The sequence below is a fragment of the Cupriavidus sp. TMH.W2 genome (genome assembly GCF_050847365.1).
GTDB lineage: Bacteria > Pseudomonadota > Gammaproteobacteria > Burkholderiales > Burkholderiaceae > Cupriavidus.
Genome location: NZ_CP193792.1, coordinates 1026440 through 1048604, shown reverse-complemented (window position 1 = coordinate 1048604; position 22165 = coordinate 1026440). Strand labels below are relative to the sequence as shown.

General features: G+C 64.1%; 20 protein-coding genes. All 20 read right to left on the bottom strand.

Translation table 11 applies throughout. The features are described 5' to 3' along the window. Positions 1-2: 2 nt before the first annotated feature. Entirely contained in the window at positions 3-1976 is a 1974-nt protein-coding gene (cyoB, locus tag ACREYQ_RS04910; RefSeq protein WP_432260361.1) for a cytochrome o ubiquinol oxidase subunit I, read from the bottom strand. A 14-nt stretch (positions 1977-1990) separates the two neighbouring features. Continuing rightward, positions 1991-2950 (bottom strand): ubiquinol oxidase subunit II, encoded by a 960-nt coding sequence (cyoA, locus tag ACREYQ_RS04905; protein WP_432259653.1) that lies wholly within the window; start codon positions 2948-2950, stop codon positions 1991-1993. 605 nt (positions 2951-3555) lie between these two features. Next, positions 3556-4032: a MaoC family dehydratase gene (locus ACREYQ_RS04900; protein WP_432259652.1), complete on the bottom strand. Its 477-nt coding sequence runs from the start codon at positions 4030-4032 to the stop codon at positions 3556-3558. Between the two features lie 32 nt (positions 4033-4064). Continuing rightward, complete coding sequence (locus ACREYQ_RS04895; protein ID WP_432259651.1) at positions 4065-4508, bottom strand: MaoC family dehydratase; 444 nt, start codon at positions 4506-4508, stop codon at positions 4065-4067. Positions 4509-4651: 143 nt separating this feature from the next. Then, the gene (locus tag ACREYQ_RS04890) at positions 4652-5770 is read right to left on the bottom strand and encodes an acyl-CoA dehydrogenase family protein (protein WP_432259650.1); all 1119 of its coding nucleotides are present in this window, start codon (positions 5768-5770) and stop codon (positions 4652-4654) included. A gap of 13 nt (positions 5771-5783) precedes the next feature. Then, positions 5784-6986 (bottom strand): acyl-CoA dehydrogenase family protein, encoded by a 1203-nt coding sequence (locus ACREYQ_RS04885; protein WP_432259649.1) that lies wholly within the window; start codon positions 6984-6986, stop codon positions 5784-5786. 93 nt (positions 6987-7079) lie between these two features. Next, positions 7080-7526 carry a DUF1178 family protein gene (locus tag ACREYQ_RS04880; protein WP_432259648.1) on the bottom strand — a complete coding sequence of 149 codons (447 nt, stop codon included), beginning with the start codon at positions 7524-7526 and terminating at the stop codon, positions 7080-7082. Positions 7527-7672: 146 nt separating this feature from the next. Further along, the gene (locus tag ACREYQ_RS04875; RefSeq protein WP_432259647.1) at positions 7673-8299 is read right to left on the bottom strand and encodes an NUDIX domain-containing protein; all 627 of its coding nucleotides are present in this window, start codon (positions 8297-8299) and stop codon (positions 7673-7675) included. A gap of 44 nt (positions 8300-8343) precedes the next feature. After that, positions 8344-8652: a DUF2818 family protein gene (locus ACREYQ_RS04870; RefSeq protein WP_078195734.1), complete on the bottom strand. Its 309-nt coding sequence runs from the start codon at positions 8650-8652 to the stop codon at positions 8344-8346. A 13-nt stretch (positions 8653-8665) separates the two neighbouring features. Beyond that, complete coding sequence (gene nuoN / locus ACREYQ_RS04865) at positions 8666-10141, bottom strand: NADH-quinone oxidoreductase subunit NuoN (RefSeq protein WP_432259646.1); 1476 nt, start codon at positions 10139-10141, stop codon at positions 8666-8668. A gap of 18 nt (positions 10142-10159) precedes the next feature. Next, complete coding sequence (locus ACREYQ_RS04860) at positions 10160-11626, bottom strand: NADH-quinone oxidoreductase subunit M (RefSeq protein ID WP_432259645.1); 1467 nt, start codon at positions 11624-11626, stop codon at positions 10160-10162. A 27-nt stretch (positions 11627-11653) separates the two neighbouring features. After that, positions 11654-13741, bottom strand: coding sequence for an NADH-quinone oxidoreductase subunit L (gene nuoL / locus ACREYQ_RS04855; RefSeq protein ID WP_432259644.1), 2088 nt, complete (start codon positions 13739-13741; stop codon positions 11654-11656). 58 nt (positions 13742-13799) lie between these two features. Further along, entirely contained in the window at positions 13800-14105 is a 306-nt protein-coding gene (gene nuoK / locus ACREYQ_RS04850) for an NADH-quinone oxidoreductase subunit NuoK (RefSeq protein ID WP_018005450.1), read from the bottom strand. Between the two features lie 17 nt (positions 14106-14122). After that, entirely contained in the window at positions 14123-14767 is a 645-nt protein-coding gene (locus tag ACREYQ_RS04845) for an NADH-quinone oxidoreductase subunit J (protein WP_432259643.1), read from the bottom strand. 149 nt (positions 14768-14916) lie between these two features. Continuing rightward, positions 14917-15408 carry an NADH-quinone oxidoreductase subunit NuoI gene (gene nuoI, locus ACREYQ_RS04840; RefSeq protein WP_022534067.1) on the bottom strand — a complete coding sequence of 164 codons (492 nt, stop codon included), beginning with the start codon at positions 15406-15408 and terminating at the stop codon, positions 14917-14919. 62 nt (positions 15409-15470) lie between these two features. After that, positions 15471-16535, bottom strand: coding sequence for an NADH-quinone oxidoreductase subunit NuoH (gene nuoH, locus ACREYQ_RS04835; RefSeq protein WP_432259642.1), 1065 nt, complete (start codon positions 16533-16535; stop codon positions 15471-15473). Positions 16536-16556: 21 nt separating this feature from the next. Next, the gene (gene nuoG / locus ACREYQ_RS04830) at positions 16557-18920 is read right to left on the bottom strand and encodes an NADH-quinone oxidoreductase subunit NuoG (protein WP_432259641.1); all 2364 of its coding nucleotides are present in this window, start codon (positions 18918-18920) and stop codon (positions 16557-16559) included. A gap of 12 nt (positions 18921-18932) precedes the next feature. Next, positions 18933-20228 carry an NADH-quinone oxidoreductase subunit NuoF gene (nuoF, locus tag ACREYQ_RS04825; protein ID WP_432259640.1) on the bottom strand — a complete coding sequence of 432 codons (1296 nt, stop codon included), beginning with the start codon at positions 20226-20228 and terminating at the stop codon, positions 18933-18935. A 1-nt stretch (position 20229) separates the two neighbouring features. Continuing rightward, positions 20230-20727: an NADH-quinone oxidoreductase subunit NuoE gene (nuoE, locus tag ACREYQ_RS04820; protein ID WP_078198488.1), complete on the bottom strand. Its 498-nt coding sequence runs from the start codon at positions 20725-20727 to the stop codon at positions 20230-20232. A 184-nt stretch (positions 20728-20911) separates the two neighbouring features. Continuing rightward, complete coding sequence (locus tag ACREYQ_RS04815; protein ID WP_432259639.1) at positions 20912-22165, bottom strand: NADH-quinone oxidoreductase subunit D; 1254 nt, start codon at positions 22163-22165, stop codon at positions 20912-20914.

Genomic DNA, 22165 nt, shown 5'->3' with positions numbered 1-22165 from the left:
TCTCAGGCTTGCGAAGCAATGCGCTGCAGATGGCGCGTTTCGATCTGCTCGACCTCGGTGGCCGGCACGTAATAGTCGATATGGTCGTCGTTGCTGCGGTGGATGAACGCCCAGATCATGCCCACCAGGCCAACCACGACCAGCCACCAGATATGCCAGGTCAGGGCAAAGCCGAACACCAGGCTGAACGCGCCGATGATGAAGCCCGCGCCCGTGTTCCTGGGCATGTGGATCTTCTCGTAGCCTTCGGTCGGCACGGTCTCGCCACGGGCCTTCATGTCGGCGAACGCGTCCAGGTCACGCACCACCGGGGTGTGTGCGAAGTTGTAGAACGGCGGCGGCGACGAAGTGGCCCACTCCAGGGTACGGCCGCCCCACGGGTCGCCGGTCACGTCGGCCAGCTTCTTGCGGTCGCGGATCGACACGACGATCTGCAGCACCTGGAAGAAGATGCCCAGCGCCACGAACACCACGCCGACCACGGCCAGGTACAGCCACGGCGTCCAGGCCGGGTTGTCGGTGTGGTTCAGGCGGCGGGTCATGCCCATCAGGCCCAGCACGTACAGCGGCATGAAGGCGAAGTAGAAGCCGATCAGCCAGCACCAGAAGGCGCACTTGCCCAGGCGCTCGTTCAGCGTGAAGCCGAACGCCTTCGGCCACCAGTAGGTGATGCCGGCCAGGTAGCCGAACAGCACGCCGCCGATGATCACGTTGTGGAAGTGGGCGATCAGGAACAGGCTGTTGTGCAGCACGAAGTCAGCCGCCGGCACGGCCATCAGCACGCCGGTCATGCCGCCGATCACGAAGGTGACCATGAAGCCCAGGGTCCACAGCACCGGCGAGGTCAGCTGCACGCGGCCGCGATACATGGTGAACAGCCAGTTGAAGATCTTCACCCCGGTCGGGATGGAGATGATCATGGTGGTGATGCCGAAGAACGCGTTGACGTTGGCGCCCGAACCCATCGTGAAGAAGTGGTGCAGCCACACGACGAACGACAGCACCATGATGGCCGCGGTCGCGTACACCATGCCCTTGTAGCCGAACAGCTTCTTGCCCGAGAAGGTCGAGATGATTTCCGAGAAGATGCCGAATGCCGGCAGGATCAGGATGTACACCTCAGGGTGGCCCCAGATCCAGATCAGGTTCACGTACATCATGGCGTTGCCGCCACCGTCGTTCGTGAAGAAGTGCATGCCGAGGTAGCGGTCCAGGCCCAGCAGCGCCAGGGTCACGGTCAGCACCGGGAAGGCAGCCACGATCAGCACGTTGGTGCACAGGGCGGTCCAGGTGAACACCGGCATGCGCATCAGCGTCATGCCAGGCGCGCGCATGCGCAGGATCGTCACCAGGAAGTTCACGCCGGTCAGCAAGGTGCCCAGGCCTGAGATCTGCAAGCTCCAGAGGTAGTAGTCCACCCCTACCCCCGGGCTGTAGTCCAGCCCCGACAGCGGCGGGTAGGCCAGCCAGCCGGTCCTGGCGAACTCGCCGACGCCCAGCGAGACGTTGACCAGCATGGCGCCCGACACGAACAGCCAGAACGACAGCGTGTTGAGGAACGGGAAGGCCACGTCGCGCGCGCCGATCTGCAGCGGCACGACCAGGTTCATCAGGCCGGTCATCAGCGGCATGGCCACGAAGAAGATCATGATCACGCCGTGGGCGGTGAAGATCTGGTCGTAGTGCTCAGGCGGCAGCACGCCGGTCGCGCCATTGGTGGCGAGCGCCAGCTGGGCGCGCATCATGACCGCATCGGAAAAGCCGCGCAGCAGCATGACCAGGGCGACCAGGCAGTACATCACGCCGATCTTCTTGTGATCGACCGAGGTGATCCACTCGCTCCAGAGGTAGCCCCACTTCTTGAAATAGGTGATCGCGCCCAGCAGCGCGGCACCGCCCAGGGCGACGCCGGCCAGAACGACCATGATGATCGGCTCATGAAACGGAATCGCCGACAAACTCAACTTGCCAAACATCATTGCTCCCAGGATTACGCGCCCGCCGGCTTGGCCGGCGTGGTCATCGACAGCTGCTCTTCACCGACGGTGTTGCGCGACGTGCAGATCGGGCCGCCCTTGAACCCGTCGGCGGCCAGTGCGGCGCCGCTGTGGCCCATGTACTTGTGCAGGACGTTGTGGAACAGCTGGTCTTCCACCTTGCCGTAGTACGTGACCGGCTCCTGCTCGCTGGGTTGTGCCAGCGTCTTGTAGCCGTCAACGCCAAGTTCGGTGGACGAGGCGCGAACCTTGGCTACCCACTGGTCGAACTCGTAGTTCGACATGGCCATCGCCTTGAACTTCATGCCCGAGAAGCCGCCGCCGCTGTAGTTGGCGGACACGCCGTCATAGGTGCCGGCATGGTTGGCGATCAGGTGCAGCTTGGTTTCCATCCCTGCCATGGCGTACACCTGGCTGCCCAGTTGCGGGATGAAGAACGAATTCATGATCGCGTCCGAGGTGATCTTGAAGTTCACCGGGGTGTCGACCGGGAAAGCGATCTGGTTGACCGTGGCGATCTTCAGTTCCGGATAGATGAACAGCCACTTCCAGTTCAGCGCCACCACCTCGACGGTGACCGGCTTCTTGCTGGATTCGAGCGGCTTGTACGGGTCCAGGTCGTGCGAGGACTTCCAGGTGATGATGCCCAGCGCGACGATGATCAGGCAGGGGATCAGCCACACCACCACTTCGATCGCGGTGGAGTGCGACCAGTCGGGCTCATAGCGTGCCGAGGTATTGCTAGCGCGGTACTTCCAGGCAAACACCAGCGTCAGGACGATCACCGGCACCACCACCAGCAGCATCAGCCAGGTGGCAATCAGGATGATGCCTTTGATGTCGACGCCGACCTGCCCTTTCGGGTCGAGCAGCGTCAGGTTGCAGCCGGCAAGCAGGAGCAGGCCAAGGCAAGGCAGGAACCGCGTCCACCGCGGCAGTATGGGTTTCTTCATGTCACGACTGGTTTGGTTACACCGCGCTTCGGGCAAAAGCGTGGCTAAACCGCCTGATGCTCGCGCAAGAGGCGTGGGGCTGAGGGAAAACCGGAAGGACGTGTCCTTAGCTGGCGTTGCGGTCTGGCGGCGAATCGAGCGCCGGGGGACCATGCGGCCTTGCAACGCCATGAACACGGAAGGACAACTGACTGCGCGCGCTGCAGGCCCTGTAGGACCTTGCCGGCGCTGCGGCACCTGGTGGCCGAAACCGCGAACGGTCCCGGCTCAGTACAGCGGCCGGGCAGCGTTGGAATACGAGGTTTTTGCACTTCCCGACGGACCTGCCTTCATGGCAGGCGCGGTTTTCGGCCGGGGAGCGCAACACGTAAAACATCGTGGGCGCGACTGTACCGCAACGCAACATTAGGGGTAAACCCAACGCCACAGAACACACTGTTCAGTTAAACGGACAATCGATGCAGCTGCGCATCAAATTGGCCTTGATCCAAGTCAACGTCACAAAATCGGTTATCAATATGCAGAAAGCCGCGCTTTACGCGGCCCTCCAAGGTGCGACATAGCTGTGTGGCATATTGTCGCACCGCGTCAAACTGCGCCGCAGGTCACCCGTAGCGGCGGGTAATCGACTCCGCGATGCACACCGGACGCTCGCCGCCCTCCCGCTCCACCGTCACTTCCCAGGTGGATTGCGCGCCCACCAGCTCAGGCGAGTTCGGCAGCGGATCAAGGCGCTCGACCTTCAGCAATTTGATGCGCGCGCGCAGCTTGCTGCCCACCGGCACGGGCGCCGTAAAGCGCACACGGTTCAGCCCGTAGTTGACGCCGATCCTGGACGGCATGCTCAGCGCGTTGTGCATGAACTTGGGCAGCAGCGACAACGTCAGGAAGCCGTGGGCGATGGGGCCGCCATAGGGCGACTCCTTCTTCGCGCGCTCCACGTCGATGTGGATCCACTGGTGATCACCGGTGGCGTCGGCAAACTGGTTGACCTGCTGCTGGGTCACTTCGATCCAGTCGCTGACCGCGACTTCCTGGCCCTGCAGGCCTTCCAGTTCTTCCAGCGTTGCGATGGTGCGCATGTCGATAGTCTCCTCGTGACGGTTAAGTGTTCTTACGCAGGCCGGCGGCCGTACATGCCCATGCCCTTGACGGTGCAGACCAGTTCGCCGCGCTGGTTGGTGGCTTCCCACTGGGTATGCACCACGCCGCGGTCCGGCTTGGACTGCGACGGGCGGGCGTCCAGCACCTTCAGCACGGCAGTGAGCGTGTCGCCGGCATGGACCGGCTTGAGCCAGCGGATCTCGTCCACGCCGGGCGAGCCCATGCTGGCCGACTTGCCGGTGCTGCTCAGCACCAGCAGCCGCATCATGATCGAGCACGTCATCCAGCCGCTGGAGATCAGGCCGCCATAAATACTCTTGGCGGCGGCCTCCTTGTCGATATGGAACGGCTGCGGATCGTACTGGCGCGCGAAGGCCAGGATCTCTTCCTCGGTGACGAGGTAGGAACCGAGTTCACGGCTGCTGCCGACTTCAAAGTCCTCGAAATACAGCATCGGTTGTCTCTCTGTAGTGATTGGCGAGATCATCGCATGGCTGCCGGAGGCCGGCGTCCGTATTTGCCGAACCCGCCCCTAACGGTCCCCAAAGAAAAAAACCGCGCCTGGACTACAGCGCGGTTTTGACTGGACCAGCCGGATCAGACAGCTTCCTGGAACCCCGGCTGGGCGGCAAACCTGCCCAGGTGGTGATCGACGTCGCCGAAGGTGGTGTTGATCAGCGTCAGCCGCTTGAACATGTGCGCGGCCGGCAGTTCATTGGTCACGCCCATGCCGCCGTGGATCTGCACCGCCTCCTGGCCCACCGTGCGCGCTGCCTGCCCCACGCGCGCCTTGGCGGCGGAGACATAGCGGCGGCGCTCTTCCGGCGTCACTTCCTCGAAGCGGGCCGCGGCCAGCAGCGTGATCGAACGCGACTGCTCGGCGTGGATGAACATCTCCACCATGCGGTGCTGCAGCGCCTGGAAGCGCGCGATCGGCACGCCGAACTGCTGGCGCGTCTTGGCGTATTCCAGCGTGGCGGCATTGAGCGTATCCATCACGCCCACGGCCTCGGCGCACAGCAGCACGGCGGCATAGTCGGCCACCTGCTCGATCAGCGGGAAGGCCTTGCCGGCTTCGCCCAGCAGTTGCGCCGGCGCGTCCTGGAAGGTGATGTCGGCCGCGCGCAGGTTGTCGATGGTGCGGTAGTCCTTGATGCTGACGCCGGCACCTTTCGCATCCACCAGGAACAGCGAGATGCCGTCCTGGCCGGCCTCGGCACCGCTGCTGCGGGCCGACACGATCAGCTTGTCGGCCTGGCCGCCATGCACCACCACGACCTTGCGGCCGTTGAGCTTGCCGTCGCGGGCGGTGACGCGCACGTTGTTCAGTTCATAGCGCGCCTGCGGCTCGTTGAAGGCCACGGCCAGCTTCAGCTCGCCGCCGGCAACCTGTTCCAGCAGCGCGTCCTGGCCACCGGCCAGGCCAAGTGCGTAGGCGCCGGCCACGGTCGCCAGGTACGGCTCCACGATCAGGCCGCGGCCCAGTTCCTGCTGCACCACCATCATGTCCAGGGCCTTGCCCGCGAAACCGCCCTGCGCTTCCGGCACCGGCAGCGCGGTCAGGCCGAGCTCGGCCAGCGAGCCCCAGGCGGCGTCGCCATAGCCGGCTGCGCTTTCGTAGTTCTGCTTGCGGGACTCGAAACCGTAGTCCTTGTCGATGAAACGGCGGACGGCGTCGGCCAGCTGCTTCTGTTCGTCGCTGAGATTGAAGTTCATGTTGCGTGTCTCCTCACAGCCCCAGAATCATCTGGCTGATGATGTTCTTCTGAATTTCGTTGGACCCGCCGTAGATGGAGGTCTTGCGATAGTTGAAGTAGTACGCGGCCAGCGGCGCGGCGTCGTCGTAGCCGGTTACGGCGTGCTCGGTCTCGCACTCCAGGTAGGCGGTATCGAACGGCTGGGCGTACGGGCCGACAGCTTCCACCATCAGCTCGGTCAGCAGCTGCTGGATCTCGGTGCCCTTGATCTTGAGCATCGACGCTTCCGGGCCGGGGCCCTTGCCGGCGGCTTCGCTCGACACCACGCGCAGCACGGTGATCTCCAGCGCCATCAGTTCGATCTCCAGCGCGGCCACCTTGGCGCCGAACACCGGATCTTCCAGCAGCGGCTTGCCGTTCTTCTGCTGCTGGCGCGCCACGCGCTTGAGGAAGCCCAGCTCGCGCTTGGAATTGCCCACGCGGGCAATGCCGGTGCGCTCGTGGCCGAGCAGGTACTTGGCGTAGGTCCAGCCCTTGTTCTCGTCGCCGACGCGGTTCTCGACCGGCACCTTGACGTTGTCGAAGAAGACTTCGTTCACTTCATGCTCTTCGTCGAGCATGATGATCGGGCGCACGGTGATACCGGGCGTCTTCATGTCGATCAGCAGGAACGAGATGCCCTCCTGCTTCTTGGCTTCGGGATCGGTGCGCACCAGGCAGAAGATCATGTCGGCGTGCTGGCCGAGCGTGGTCCAGGTCTTCTGGCCGTTGACGATGTAGTGCTTGCCGTCCGAAGTCAGCTCGGCGCGGGTCTTCAGCGAGGCCAGGTCCGAACCCGAGCCCGGCTCCGAATAGCCCTGGCACCACCAGTCGGTGCAGTCCAGGATGCGCGGCAGGTAGTACGACTTCTGCTGCTCGTTGCCGTACTTCATGATCACGGGCGCGACCATCGCCACGCCGAACGGCAGCACGCCGGGCGCGCCGACGCGGGCATTCTCTTCGTCCCAGATATGGCGCTGGGTGGCGTTCCAGCCGGTGCCGCCGTACTGGACCGGCCAGTGCGGTGCCGACCAGCCCTTGCCGGCCAGGGTCTTGTGCCAGCGCACCAGGTCGTCGCGGTTCGGACGGCGGTGGTTGAGAATCTTGCCGCGGATGTCCGACGGCAAGTTGGCTTCGAGCCAGCTACGCACTTCCTCGCGGAAGGCGTTGTCGGACGCCGAGTAGTTGAGATCCATGCCCGTCTCCAGTGGTGCCGGCATGGCGTGGGCCGCCGGCGGTTTGTTCTGCCTGCGCGTCATGCACCGACAGCAACGGGCACAAGACGCAATTCAGTGAGCCGTCTGCTTCAGCGCATCCGGCACCACGAGCGGGAAAGTCTCGATGCCCTCATCGGCCAGCGCCTGCACCTCTTCCGCCGAGGCCGAGCCGCGAATGCCGCGCTCGGGCGCCTCGTCATAGTGCATGCGCCTTGCCTCTTCGGCAAAGCGGTCGCCAACATCCTCGGTCTGTGCCAGCACCTGCTTCACTGCCTTCATGTAGAGCGTTTGCAGTGTCACCGGTGCGGCAGCCGGCTGCGCCGGCCTGGCGCTGCCTTCACGCGCGGTCGCACCCGACAGGTTCAGGCGCGGCGCGCTCGGCAGCCGCGAAACGGCGTGGTCGCCACAGACCGGGCATTGGACGAGGTCACGCGAGATTTGCGACTGCGCATCTTCCTCCGAGGCAAACCAGCCCTCGAAACGATGGTCACGCGCGCAGCGCAGGTCGAGCACCTTCATGATCTTTCCAGCCCGTCAAAAGCTATATTATCCGCGAATCGAATTTTTGTGAACGGTCGTGCTAAATTTTTTAGAACGACCGTTCGGAACAGCCGCATGGCGCAGAATCCATGCGGCTCACCACTCACTATATGGCCTGATGCCGTTTAACGCGGCAGCGGCTGTTCGCCCGGTTGCCAGGCACCCGAGATCACTTTCTCCAGCCAGAAGGCGCCGATGATGGTCTTCACGTCGGTGATGCGGCCGCTGCGGACCCAGTCGATCACCTGCCCCACCGGCGTGATGAAGGTCTCCAGGAATTCACCGTCGTCGAGCTGCGCCTCGCCATGCGTCAGGTCGCGCGCAAGGAAGACGTCGATGAACTCGGTGGAATAGGAGATGACCGGGTGAATGCGCGTCAGGTAGTCCCAGCGCGCCGCGCGGTAGCCGGTTTCCTCCAGCAGTTCGCGTTCGCCGCAGCGCTGCGCGCCCTCCTCGGGATCGAGCTTGCCGGCGGGGAATTCCAGCATCACTTCGCCGATCGGATAGCGGAACTGGCGCTCCATCAGCACGGTGCCGTCGTCAAACAGCGGGATCATCATCACCGCGCCCGGATGGACCACGTACTCGCGCCCGGTCTGCTTGCCGTCCGGCAGCCTGACGATGTCTTGCTTGAGGGTGAGGAACTTGCCGCGGTGGACCGTGGCCGAGGCGACGCAGACTTCCTTCAGTGCGTCGTCGTTTTCGGACAGTTCTGCGGGAGAGAGGGTGCCGCGGTGGATCTTGTCGGTCATGGACGCTCCGGATCAGGCAGGGCCCGGCGCCGACAAGACCGGCTTCAGGCCGTGCGGTGTTTGACGAGGTATTGCCAGGTGAAGCCAGGAAAGGCAAACACCAGCATCATGCAGGCGGTGATGGCGTAGAACTGCCAGCCCTGCGGGAAAGCGCCGCCAAGGCTGGCCTCCACCGCAAAGCCGGCGGCCCCCGCCACCGCGAACCACACGATCAGTTCCAGCAGCCGCAGCCACAGCGGCTTGCGCGCCTGCCGCAGCGGGATCACCACGAACAGGCGCTGGTTCACAAACGGCAGGTTCGCACTGATCAGTGCCAGCAGGATGACAAACCAGCCGCTTGCGGATGCGCTCATGGTACGTGGCGGATCAGGAACTCAGGGTCGCGCGGATGGCCTGGTAGCACAGGTTCATCAGCGCGGCCGGGAACAGGCCCAGCAGGATCACCGCGGCGCCGTTCACGCTCAGCATCGAGCGCAGGCCGAAGGAAGCTTCCAGCTCTTCTTCGCCGGCGGGCGCGTCGAAGTACATCAGCTTGACGATGCGCAGGTAATAGAACGCGCCGATCAGCGAGAACATCACCGCCACCACGGCCAGCCAGGTCATGCCGGCCTTGATCACCGCGTCCAGCACCGCCAGCTTGGCGTAGAAGCCCACGGTCGGCGGAATGCCGGCCAGCGAGAACATCATCACCAGCATCAGGAAGGCAAACCACGGGTTGCGGCGCGACATGCCCTTCAGGTCTTCCAGCGTCTCGGCTTCGAAGCCCTTGCTGGTGCGCAGCAGGATGATGCCGAAGGTGCCCAGCGTGGTCAGCAGGTAGGTCACCGAGTAGAACATCGCCGAGCTGTACGCATCGGCGGCCCCATCAGCCTTGTTGGCCACCACGCCCGAGAGCAGGCCCAGCAGCACGAAGCCCATGTGCGAGATGGTCGAGTATGCCAGCATCCGTTTCAGGTTGCTCTGCACGATTGCGGTCAGGTTGCCGATCGCCAGCGAGACGATGGAAAGCACTACCAGCATCATTTGCCAATCGCTGGCCAGCGGCAGCAGGCCTTCCACCAGGACGCGGATGAACAGCGCAAAGGCTGCCACCTTGGGGCCGCCGGCGATCAGCAGCGTCACCGCGGTCGGCGAACCCTGGTAGATGTCCGGGATCCACATGTGGAACGGCGCGGCACCCAGCTTGAACGACAGGCCGGCGACAATGAAGACCACGCCGAAGGCCAGCATGGTGGTGTTGACGCGGCCCGACTCGACCACGCGGAACACCTGCCCCAGGTTCAGCGAACCGGTGGCGCCATACATCATCGAGATGCCGTACAGCAGGAAGCCCGAAGCCAGCGCGCCGAGCACGAAGTACTTCATCGCCGATTCCGAGGTCACGCGCGATTCGCGGCGCAGTGCCACCAGCGCGTACGACGACAGCGACAGCAGTTCCAGGCCCAGGTACAGGGTCAGGAAGTTGTTGCCGGTGATCATCACGATCTGGCCGCCCAGCGTGAACAGGGCCAGCATGTAGAACTCGCCGGCGAACATGTCGCGCTCAGCCAGGTAGCGGCGCGTATACACCAGCGTGACGAACAGGCCCGCCGCGCAGAACGCGGACAGGACGTTGGCCATCGGGTCGATCACCACCAGGTTGGCAAACGCATAGTGCGTCTCGCCGGCGGCGGCGTTCAGGCCGAACCACACTGTCAGCACCAGCGTGGTCAGCAGCGACAGCGGGTAGGCAACGCTCTGCTTGCCCTTGCCGCGCGCAAGGTCGATCCAGTTGATCGCGGCAATGGCGATCGCCAGGAAGATGATCGGCGCCACGGGGGCGAGTGTCGAGGACGGTTGCATGTTGATTTCTCTCCCCGATTACAGCTTGGACTGTGCCGCGTGGGACAGCAGGTTCACCACGGACGCGTGCATCACGTCGGTAAAGGGCTTCGGGTGCAGGCCCATGTACAGCGTCATGATGGCCAGCAGGCCTAGCATGACGAATTCACGCTTGTTCAGGTCGGCCAGCTCGCGCACGTGCTGGTGGACGACGTCGCCGAAGATCACGCGCTTGACCATCCACAGCGAGTAGGCGGCGCCCAGGATCAGGGCAGTGGCCGCCAGCAGGCCGATCCAGAAGTCGAACTTGACCGCGCCCAGGATCACCATGAACTCGCCGACGAAACCCGAGGTGGCCGGCAGGCCGCAGTTGGCCATCGCGAAGAACACCGAGAGCGCGGCGAACTTCGGCATGGTGTTCACCACGCCGCCGTAGTCGGCGATCTGGCGCGAGTGCACGCGGTCATACAGCACGCCGATGCACAGGAACATTGCGCCGGAGATAAAGCCGTGCGAGATCATCTGCACGATGCCGCCTTCTACGCCGATGTCGCTGAAGATGAAGAAGCCCAGCGTGACGAAGCCCATGTGGGCGATCGACGAATACGCCACCAGCTTCTTCATGTCGGCCTGCACCAGAGCCACCAGGCCGATGTAGATCACCGCGATCAGCGAGATGGTGATGATGAACGGGGCCAGGTAGTGGCTGGCGTCAGGCGCGATCGGCAGCGAGAACCGCAGGAAGCCGTAGGCGCCCAGCTTCAGCATGATGGCGGCCAGCACCACCGAACCGCCGGTCGGCGCTTCCACGTGGGCGTCGGGCAGCCAGGTGTGAACCGGCCACATCGGCACCTTCACCGCGAAAGCGACAAAGAAGGCAATGAACAGCGCGATCTGCTCGTTCATCGACAGCTTGGCCTGGTGCCATTGCAGGATCTCGAACGTGCCGGTCTTGTTGTACAGGTACAGCAGCGCGATCAGCGTCAGCAGCGAGCCCGCCAGCGTGTACAGGAAGAACTTGAACGCGGCATAGACACGGTTCGGGCCGCCCCAGACGCCGATGATGATGTACATCGGGATCAGCGTGGCCTCGAAGAACACGTAGAACAGCATGCCGTCCAGGGTGCAGAACACGCCGACCATCAGGCCCGACAGGATCAGGAACGAGGCCATGTACTCGGCCACGCGCTCGGTGATCACTTCCCACGCCGAGATCACCACGATCACCGTGATGAAGGCGGTCAGCACCACAAACCACATCGAGATGCCGTCAACGCCCAGCAGGTAGTGGATGTTGAAGCGTTCGATCCAGTTCGCCTTCTCGACGAACTGCATCGCCGCGGAGGCGCGGTCGAAGTGGAACACCAGTGGCAGCGTGACGACAAAGCTGGCGATCGAGCCAAACAGCGACATCCACCGCACGAAGGCCGGGCTGCGGTCCGAGCCGAAGGCCAGGATCAGCAGGCCGAAAAAGACAGGCAGCCAGATTGAGAAAGACAGAACCATTTCCTTGTTTTCCTTACTTGGTGCCTATCACTTGGTGCCGATCACGCCCGTGACCGTCAGCGTCAGCAGCACCAGCATGCCGACGATCATCGCGAACGCGTAGTGGTAGATGTAGCCCGACTGCAGGTAGCGGCTGGCGGCGGCGAACGAAGCCACCACGCGCGCCGCGCCGTTGACGAACAGGCCGTCGATCAGGCTCTGGTCGCCGCCCTTCCACAGGCCGGTGCCGAGCAGGCGTGCGCCGCGCGCGAACACGGCCTGATTGATGGCGTCCATGTAGTACTTGTTGTCGAGCAGCTTGTACAGGCCCGAGAAGCGGTTCTTGATGGCCTCGGGGATGTCCGGGCGCTTCATGTAGAAGAACCACGACAGCACCACACCGGCGATGGCCAGCCACAGCACGGGGGTGGTCAGCGAGTGCAGCGCCATCGGCACCCAGCCGTGGAACGCTTCCTTCAGTTCTTCCATGGCATGGTGGTTCTCGCCAACGAAGATCACGTCCTTGAAGGCAATGCCGTGCTTGAAGAAATCGCCGAACAGCATCGGCGCGATCGCGATCGCGCCAACGATCACCGACGGGATCGCCAGCAGCACCAGCGGCAGGGTCACCACCCACGGCGACTCGTGCGGCGTCTCGCCGGCGGACAGGCCATGGTGGTGGTCGTGCGAGACTTCCTCATCCTCGTGATCGCCTTCATGGTGCTGGTGGGCATGGTTCTGGCCCCAGCGCTCCTTGCCGTGGAAGACCAGGAAGTACATGCGGAACGAGTAGAACGCGGTGACGAACACGCCGGCCAGCACGGCGAAGTAGGCAAAGCCGGAACCAGCGATATGCGACTCGGCCACGGCCTCGATGATCGAATCCTTGGAGTAGAAGCCGGCGAAGAACGGCGTGCCGATCAGCGCCAGGGAACCCACCAGCGAGGTGATCCAGGTGATCGGCATGTACTTGCGCAGGCCGCCCATGTTGCGGATGTCCTGGTCGTGGTGCATGCCGATGATGACCGAGCCCGCGCCCAGGAACAGCAGCGCCTTGAAGAACGCGTGCGTCATCAGGTGGAACACGGCCACCGAGTAGGCCGAAGCGCCCAGCGCCACGGTCATGTAGCCCAGCTGCGACAGGGTCGAGTAAGCGACCACGCGCTTGATGTCGTTCTGGATGATGCCCAGGAAGCCCATGAACAGCGCCGTGATGGCACCGATCACCAGCACGAAGGACAGCGCCGTATCCGACAGCTCGAACAGCGGCGACATGCGCGCGACCATGAAGATGCCGGCGGTCACCATGGTGGCCGCGTGGATCAGTGCGGAGATCGGGGTCGGGCCTTCCATCGAGTCAGGCAGCCAGACGTGCAGCGGGAACTGCGCCGACTTGCCCATCGCGCCGATGAACAGGCAGATGCAGGCCACGGTGATCATCATCCAGTCGGTGCCCGGGAAGATCACGGTTGCCAGCTGCTCGCGCGCGGCGAACACGTCGGTGTAGTTCATGCTGCCGGCGTAGGCCAGCAGCAGGCCGATGCCCAGGATGAAGCCGAAGTCGCCGACGCGGTTGACCAGGAAGGCCTTCAGGTTGGCGAAGATGGCCGTCGGGCGGGTGTACCAGAAGCCGATCAGCAGATACGACACCAGGCCCACCGCTTCCCAGCCGAAGAACAGCTGCAGGAAGTTGTTGCTCATCACCAGCATCAGCATCGAGAAGGTGAACAGCGAGATGTAGGCGAAGAAGCGGTTGTAGCCGGGGTCCCCGTCCATGTAGCCGACGGTGTAGATGTGCACCATCAGCGAGACAAAGGTCACCACGACCATCATCATCGCGGTCAGCGAGTCGACCAGGAAGCCGACCTCCATCTTCAGGCTGCCGATGGCCATCCACTCGTAGACGGTGCCGTTGTAGCCCGCGCCGTTCATCACGTCGAGCAGCACCATCACCGACAGCACGAAGGAAATGGCAACGCCCAGGATCGTGGCGGTATGCGCCAAGATCCGGCCGCCGCGCGACTCCGAGGAAAACAGGTCGAAGAACTTGGTACCGAACAGGCCGGCGATCGCGGAGCCGACTAGCGGCGCCAGCGCAATCGCAAGCAGCAGGTTGGGGTTGAGCGTGGTTGCCATAGGACGCTTAGTGGTGTGCGGTCGGTGAGTCTTGGGTATCTGCGCAGTGCGACACGGATCAGCCCTTGAGGGTATCCAGGTCGTCCACGTTGATCGTATCCAGGTTGCGGAACAGCACAACCAGGATGGCGAGACCGATTGCCGACTCGGCGGCGGCCACCGTGAGGATGAAGAAAACGAAAACCTGACCAGCCAGGTCGCCCAGGTAGTGCGAGAAGGCGACGAAGTTGATATTCACCGCAAGCAGCATCAGTTCGAGCGCCATCAGCAGCACGATCACGTTCTTGCGGTTCAGGAAGATGCCGACGATGCTGATCGCAAACAGGATCGCACCGAGCACGAGGAAATGAGCGAGAGAGAGCACAGCGATTTCTCCGGGCTTTAGTTCTTATTGGCGGCAGCCGCGGCTTCCGTCTGCTGGGTCTGGCCTTCGGACTGCATCGACACCAGGCGCACGCGGTCGCCGCGGCGGGTGCGCAGCTGCGCCGACACGTCCTGGGCCTTGACGTCCTTGCGGCGGCGCAGGGTCAGCGCCACGGCGGCGATGATCGCCACCAGCAGGATGATGCCGGCCACTTCGAACGCGTAGATGTAGTCGGTGTAGATCAGCTTGCCGAGCGCGGCGCTGTTCGAGTAGCCCGGGTCCTGCGAGCCGGCGGCCACCACCGGCGTGGTGGTGCCGATGAAGTTGCGCACCAGCACGATCGCCATCTCGGCGATGATCAGCGCGCCGACGATCGACGCCATCGGCACGTAGGTCCAGAAGTCGCGGCGCAGGTGCTCGATGTCGATATCGATCATCATCACCACGAACAGGAACAGCACCATCACCGCGCCGACGTAGACCAGCACCAGCAGGATGGCGAGGAATTCCGCCTTGAGCAGCATCCAGATCGCCGCGGCCGTGAAGAACGACAGCACGAGGAACAGTGCGGAATGCACCGGGTTCTTCGCAGTGATGACTTTCAGTGCGGAGAGCACCAGCACCAGCGCAAAGACGTAGAAGATGGTGGTCGTGAGTTCCATGGTTCCTATCGGATCCTCTGAGGGCCGTTCGGCACAAGCCATCCCCTTCGGGTGGCCCGCTCCTGCGGCATCCTTGCAGTGGCCCTCTTCAGGAGGGCCGCATTCAAATTCGGTGGCAGCGGCTGCCAGCTTTGGCAGCCACGAACCGGTCAGCGATACTTGGCGTCGGCAGCCTTGGCTGCCGCAATCTGCGGCTCGTAGCGGTCGCCCACCGCCAGCAGCATGTCCTTGGTGAAGTACAGATCGCCGCGCTTCTCGCCGTGGTACTCCAGGATCTGCGTTTCCACGATGGCATCCACCGGGCAGGCCTCTTCGCAGAAACCGCAGAAGATGCACTTGGTCAGATCGATGTCATAACGGGTGGTGCGGCGCGTGCCATCGTTGCGCACGTCCGACTCGATCGTGATGGCCAGCGCCGGGCACACCGCCTCGCACAGCTTGCAGGCGATGCAGCGCTCTTCCCCGTTGGGGTAGCGACGCAGCGCGTGCAGGCCGCGGAAACGCGGCGAGATCGGCGTTTTCTCTTCCGGAAACTGGACCGTGACCTTGCGCGCGAAGAGATAGCGGCCGGTCAGCGCCATACCCTTGAAGAGTTCCTTCAGGAGCAGGCTGTTGAAGAAGTCCTTGATGGCGAGCAGCATGACGATTGCTTCCTAGTATTTCCACGCGGCGCGCCGTGGACAACGCGCCGTCGTTTGGCTGTTCAGTGCCAGATGTTCCAGGGCGACTTGATCCAGATCGCCACGATGATCAGCCATACCACGGTCAGGGGGATGAACACCTTCCAGCCCAGGCGCATGATCTGGTCATAGCGGTAGCGCGGGAACGAGGCACGGATCCAGATAAAGACCGACAGCAGCAGGAATACCTTGATCAGCAGCCAGAAGAAGCCGGGAACCGCGTTGGTGACCAGGCTCGAGAACGGAGGCGCCCAGCCGCCCAGGAACATCAGCGAGGTCATCGTCGAGATGATGATCATGTTGATGTACTCGGCCAGGAAGAATAGCGCGAAGCCCATGCCCGAGTATTCGATCATGTGGCCGGCCACGATTTCCGACTCGCCTTCCACCACGTCGAACGGGTGGCGGTTGGTTTCGGCCACGCCCGAGATGAAGTAGACGCCGAACATCGGCAGCAGCGGCAGCCAGTTCCACGACAGGATGTTGATGCCCATGTCGGCGAAGTAGCCGGTGTTCTGGCCGTTCACGATGGCCGACAGGTTCAGGCTGCCGGCGACCATCAGCACCGTCACCAGCGCGAAGCCCATGGCGATTTCATACGACACCATCTGTGCCGCGGCACGCATGGCGCCGATGAAAGCGTACTTGGAGTTCGAAGCCCAGCCCGCCAGGATCACGCCGTACACGCCGACCGAGCTGATCGCCATCACATACAGCAGGCCGGCGTTGACGTTTGCCATCACCACTTCGGCCTGGAACGGAATCACGGCCCAGACCGCGACGGCCGGCATCAGCACCATCAGCGGCGCGATCAGGTACATGCCCCGGCTGACCTGCGTGGGCATCATCACTTCTTTGAGCAGCAGCTTCAGCACGTCGGCAATCGGCTGCAGCAGGCCGAGCGGGCCCACGCGGTTCGGGCCGAGACGGACGTGCATCCAGCCGATCAGCTTGCGCTCCCACAGGATCAGGTAAGCCACGCACAGCAGCAGCGGCACCACGATGAGCACGGCGCGGATCAGGATCCACAGCGGCGTCCAGTACGCGCCCAGCGCGCCCTGCCCTTGCGAGGTAATCCAGTCAATCATGTCTTCTTCTCGCTCTTGTTCTTACGCCGTGGCCACGGTGCCGGTGGCCGGCGCCAGGTCAATGGCCTTCTCTACGGTGACCGCGCCGAACATCGCGCCCAGGCTCATGGCCGCCGGCGTCGCGGCCGGCACGCGCACGGTGTTGGCCGGCAGCGTGGCTTCGAGCACGGCCGGCAGCACCACGCTGCCCTGCCCTTGCGTGACCCGCACCGGATCGCCGGACTGGATGCCAAGGCTGGCGAACAGGTCGGCCGGCAGTGCGATCTGCATGGCGCGGCGTGCGGCAGCGGTCAGCTGCAGCGACTCGGCGCGGCGCACGATCGGGTCGGCGTGGTAGATCGGCACATCGGCGATGCGCTCGATGCCGTTGGCAGCCGCGGCGCTGACGCGGATCGGCGCATCGGTGCCGTTGTCCAGCAGCGCGTCGACCGGAGCCGACAGCACTTCGGCACGCACCGACTCGGCGGTCTCGTAGTCGAAGCCGGCCACGTCCAGCAGGTTGCCCAGCACGCGCAGCACCTTCCAGCCCGGACGCGATTCGCCCAGGGCGCGCACCACGCCGTTGAAGCTCTGCGGCTTGCCTTCGCAGTTGACGAAGGTGCCGGCGGTTTCCGTGAACGGCGTCACCGGCAGGATCACGTCGGCGTACTGCATGGCCGCTTCCGAACGGAACGGCGACAGCACCACCACCGTGCCGGCCTGGGACAGCGCGGCCAGCGCCTTGCGCGGGTCGGCGGCGTCGAACTCGGGTTCGGTGTTCAGCAGGATGTAGGCCTTGCGCGGCGTGTCCAGCATGGCCTGCGCATTGGCGCCGCCCTGCCTGGGCAGCGCGCCGGCGACATGGCCGCCGACGGTGTTGGCGGCTTCGGTCAGGAAGCCCAGCGTGGCGCCCGTTTCCTTGGCGATCCACTGTGCCAGCGCGTGCAGCGCCGAGAATTGCGGGTGGCGCACGGCCTCGTTGCCGAGGAACACCGCGCGGCGCTCGCCCGAAAGCAGCGCTTCGGCCACCTTGGCGGCGCTGTCGGCACCGTCGAAACCTTCGGTGCCGGCCGGGGCGGCGACGCCCTTGGCCGCAGCCACGGCGCGGGCCACGCCCGCCAGTGCGGCGGTCCAGCCCGACGGTGCTACGTCGATGCGGGTCGCCGGCATCAGCAGGTCCTCACCGCCGGCGCCGAGCACGGCCACGCGGGCACCCTTCTTGGTTGCCTGGCGCAGGCGCGAGGCCAGCAGCGGATGATCCTTGCGCAGCGACGAGCCGATCACCAGCACGCGTTGCAGGGTGGTCACGTCGGCCACCGGCATGCCCAGCCACGGCGTGCCCTTCAGTGCGGCCGAGAAATCGGTCTGGCGCAGGCGGAAGTCGACGTTGTCGCTGCCCAGGCCGCGCATCAGCTTGCCCAGCAGGAACAGTTCTTCCAGCGTGCTGTGCGGGCTGGCCAGCGCGGCGATCTGGTCGGCGCCGTGATCGCGCTTGATGCTGGCGAGGCCGTTGGCCACGTATTCCAGCGCGGTCTGCCAGTCGGTTTCCATCCATTCGCCGCCCTGCTTCAGCAGCGGGCGGGTCAGGCGGTCGGCGCTGTTCAGGCCTTCATACGAGAAGCGGTCCTTGTCGGAGATCCAGCACTCGTTGATGTCTTCGTTTTCCAGCGGCAGCACGCGCATCACGCGCTGGTTTTTGGTCTGCACCACCAGGTTCGCGCCCAGGCCGTCATGCGGCGACACCGACTTGCGGCGGGCCAGTTCCCAGGTGCGGGCCGAGTAGCGGAATGGCTTGCTGGTCAGCGCGCCGACCGGACACAGGTCGATCATGTTGCCCGACAGTTCCGAATCGACGGTCTTGCCGACGAAGGTGGTGATCTCGGAGTGCTCGCCGCGGTTGAGCATGCCCAGCTCCATCACGCCGGCCACTTCCTGGCCAAAGCGCACGCAGCGGGTGCAGTGGATGCAGCGGGTCATCTCCTCCATGGAGATCAGCGGGCCCACGTTCTTGTGGAACACCACGCGCTTTTCTTCCTTGTAGCGCGACTCCGAAGCACCATAGCCCACGGCCAGGTCCTGCAGCTGGCATTCGCCGCCCTGATCGCAGATCGGGCAGTCGAGCGGGTGGTTGATCAGCAGGAATTCCATCACGGACTTCTGTGCCTTGACCGCCTTCTCCGAATTGGTGAAGACCTTCATGCCGGGGGTCACCGGCGTGGCGCAGGCGGGCAGCGCCTTGGGCGCCTTCTCGACCTCGACCAGGCACATGCGGCAGTTGGCCGCGATGGACAGTTTACGGTGGTAGCAGAAGTGCGGGATGTAGGTGCCCAGCTTGCGGGCCGCTTCCATCACCAGGCTGCCTTCAGCAACCTCAACCTTCTTGCCGTCGATCTCTAGTTCAACCATGTTCTGCCACGCTTAGATGTAGGCCGGAACCATGCACTGCTTGTGTTCGACGTGATATTCGAACTCTTTCCAGTAGTGCTTGAGCATGCCGCGGACCGGCATCGCCGCGGCATCGCCGAGCGCGCAGATGGTGCGGCCCATGATGTTTTCCGCGACGTTGTTGAGCAGGTCCAGGTCTTCCTGGCGCCCCTCTCCGTGTTCGATGCGATTGACCATGCGGTAGAGCCAGCCGGTGCCTTCGCGGCACGGCGTGCACTGGCCGCACGATTCCTCAAAATAGAAGTACGACAGGCGCAGCAGCGAGCGGACCATGCAGCGCGTCTCGTCCATCACGATCACCGCGCCCGAGCCCAGCATCGAGCCGGCCTTGGCGATCGAGTCGTAGTCCATGTCGGACGCCATCATCAGGTCGCCCGGCACCACCGGCGCGGACGAGCCGCCCGGGATCACCGCCTTGATGCGCTTGCCGCCGCGCATGCCGCCGGCGAGCTCCAGCAGCTTGGCGAACGGCGTGCCCAGCGGGATCTCGTAGTTGCCGGGACGCTCGACGTCGCCCGAGATCGAGAAGATCTTGGTGCCGCCGTTGTTCGGCTTGCCCATCTTCAGGTAGTTCTCGGGGCCGACGGCCAGCAGGAACGGCACCGCGGCGAAGGTCTCGGTGTTGTTGATGGTGGTCGGCTTGCCATACAGGCCGAAGCTGGCCGGGAACGGCGGCTTGAAGCGCGGCTGGCCCTTCTTGCCTTCCAGCGATTCGAGCAGCGCGGTTTCCTCGCCGCAGATGTAGGCGCCGTAGCCGTGGTGGGCGTGCAGCTGGAAGCTGAAGCCCGAACCCAGGATGTTGTCGCCCAGGAAGCCGGCGGCGCGCGCCTCTTCGAGGGCTTCCTCGAAGATCTTGTATTCGTTCCAGATCTCGCCGTGGATATAGTTGTAGCCCACGGTGATGCCCATCGCGTACGCGCCGATGGCCATGCCCTCGATCAGCGCATGCGGGTTGTAGCGGATGATGTCGCGGTCCTTGAACGTGCCAGGCTCGCCTTCATCGGTGTTGCAGACCAGGTATTTCTGACCCGGGAACGTACGCGGCATGAAGCTCCACTTCAGGCCGGTCGGGAAGCCCGCACCGCCCCGGCCGCGCAGGCCCGAGGCCTTGACGTCGGCGATCACCTGCTCGGGCGGGATCTTCCCGGTCAGGATGCGCTTGAGTTGCTGGTAGCCGCCACGCTTGACGTAGTCTTCCAGGTGCCAGTTCTTGCCGTCCAGGCCGGCCAGGATCAGCGGCTGGATATGGCGGTCGTGCAGACAGGTCATGTTACTTGCCCCCCTTGGCAGCCTCGGCCTTGAGCTCGTCGACCAGGGCGTCGAGCTTGTCGTCGCTCATCCAGCTGCACATGCGGGTGTTGTTGACGATCATCACCGGCGCATCGCCGCAAGCGCCCATGCACTCGCCTTCCTTCAGCGTGAAGCAGCCATCCGCGGTGGTTTCGTTGTAGTCGATCCCGAGCTTGCGCTTCAGGTAGTCGCCAGCCCGCTCCCCGCCCGACAGGGCGCACGGCAGGTTGGTGCAGACGGTGAGCTTGTACTTGCCCACCGGCTTGGTGTCATACATGTTGTAGAAGGTCGCCACCTCTTCCACCCACACGGGCGGCATCTCGAGATAGCTGGCGACGAACTGCATGACTTCGGGGGAAACCCAGCCCACCTCGCCCTGCGCCACGGCAAGCGCCGCCATCACGGCCGACTGCTTCTGGTCGGCCGGATACTTCGCGATCGCGCGATCGATTTCCTTGAGAGCTTCTGCTGATAGCATGGTCATTGCAGTAAAACGGCGAAAGGCAGCGCCACCGGGCGATCCCTTCCGCAGGTTTGCAGCCGTCGCTGCCCGTTCCGCCGGCAGGCCTGAGGCCCTACCGGTCCGCCGCGGGTCTTCCGCCCGCCCCCTGGGGAGCGCCGCGGAAAGCGCCCGGATCGTCGTCCGGGCCGGCGGTCCGTGATTAGCGGTCGATCTCGCCGAAGACGATGTCTTGCGTGCCGATGATCGTTACCGCGTCAGCAATCATGTGTCCCTTGGCCATTTCATCGAGCGCGGCCAGGTGCGGGAAGCCAGGCGCACGGATCTTCAGGCGGTACGGCTTGTTCGCGCCGTCCGAGATCGCGTAGATACCGAACTCGCCCTTCGGGTGTTCCACCGCTGCGTACGCTTCGCCTTCGGGCACATGGATGCCTTCGGTGAAGAGCTTGAAGTGGTGGATCAGTTCTTCCATGTTGGACTTCATGTCCACGCGCGAGGGCGGCGCCACCTTGTGGTTATCGGTGATCACCGGGCCCGGATTGCGGCGCAGCCATTCCACGCACTGCTTGATGATGCGGTTGGACTGGCGCATCTCTTCCACGCGCACCAGGTAGCGCGCGTAGCAGTCGCCGCCCACGCCCACCGGCACGTCGAAGTCCAGCTTGTCGTACACCTCGTACGGCTGCTTCTTGCGCAGGTCCCACTCGATACCCGAGCCGCGCAGCATCGGGCCGGTAAAGCCCATCTGCAGCGCGCGTTCCGGGCTGACCACGCCGATGTCCACCAGGCGCTGCTTCCAGATCCGGTTGTCGGTCAGCAGCGTCTCGTACTCGTCGACGTACTTCGGGAACCGGTTGGTGAAGTCCTCGATGAAGTCCAGCAGCGAGCCCGAACGCGCCTCGTTCATGGCCTTGATGGCGCGCTCGTTGTGTACCTTGGACGCACGATATTGCGGCATCGTGTCAGGCAGGTCGCGATACACGCCGCCCGGACGGTAGTAGGCCGCGTGCATGCGCGCGCCCGACACCGCCTCGTACATGTCGAACATGTCCTCGCGCTCGCGGAAGGCGTACAGGAACACCGCCATGGCGCCCACGTCCAGCGCGTGCGCGCCGATCCACATCAGGTGGTTCAGCAGGCGGGTGATCTCGTCGAACATCACGCGGATGTACTGCGCGCGCACCGGCACCTCGAGGCCCAGCAGGCGCTCGATCGCCATCACGTAGGCGTGCTCGTTGACCATCATCGACACATAGTCGAGGCGATCCATGTACGGCACGCTCTGGATCCAGGTCCTGGTTTCTGCCAGCTTCTCGGTGGCACGGTGCAGCAGGCCGATATGCGGGTCGGCGCGCTGGATGACTTCGCCGTCCAGTTCCAGCACCAGGCGCAGCACGCCGTGCGCGGCCGGGTGCTGCGGGCCGAAGTTCAGGGTGTAATTCTTGATATCTGCCAT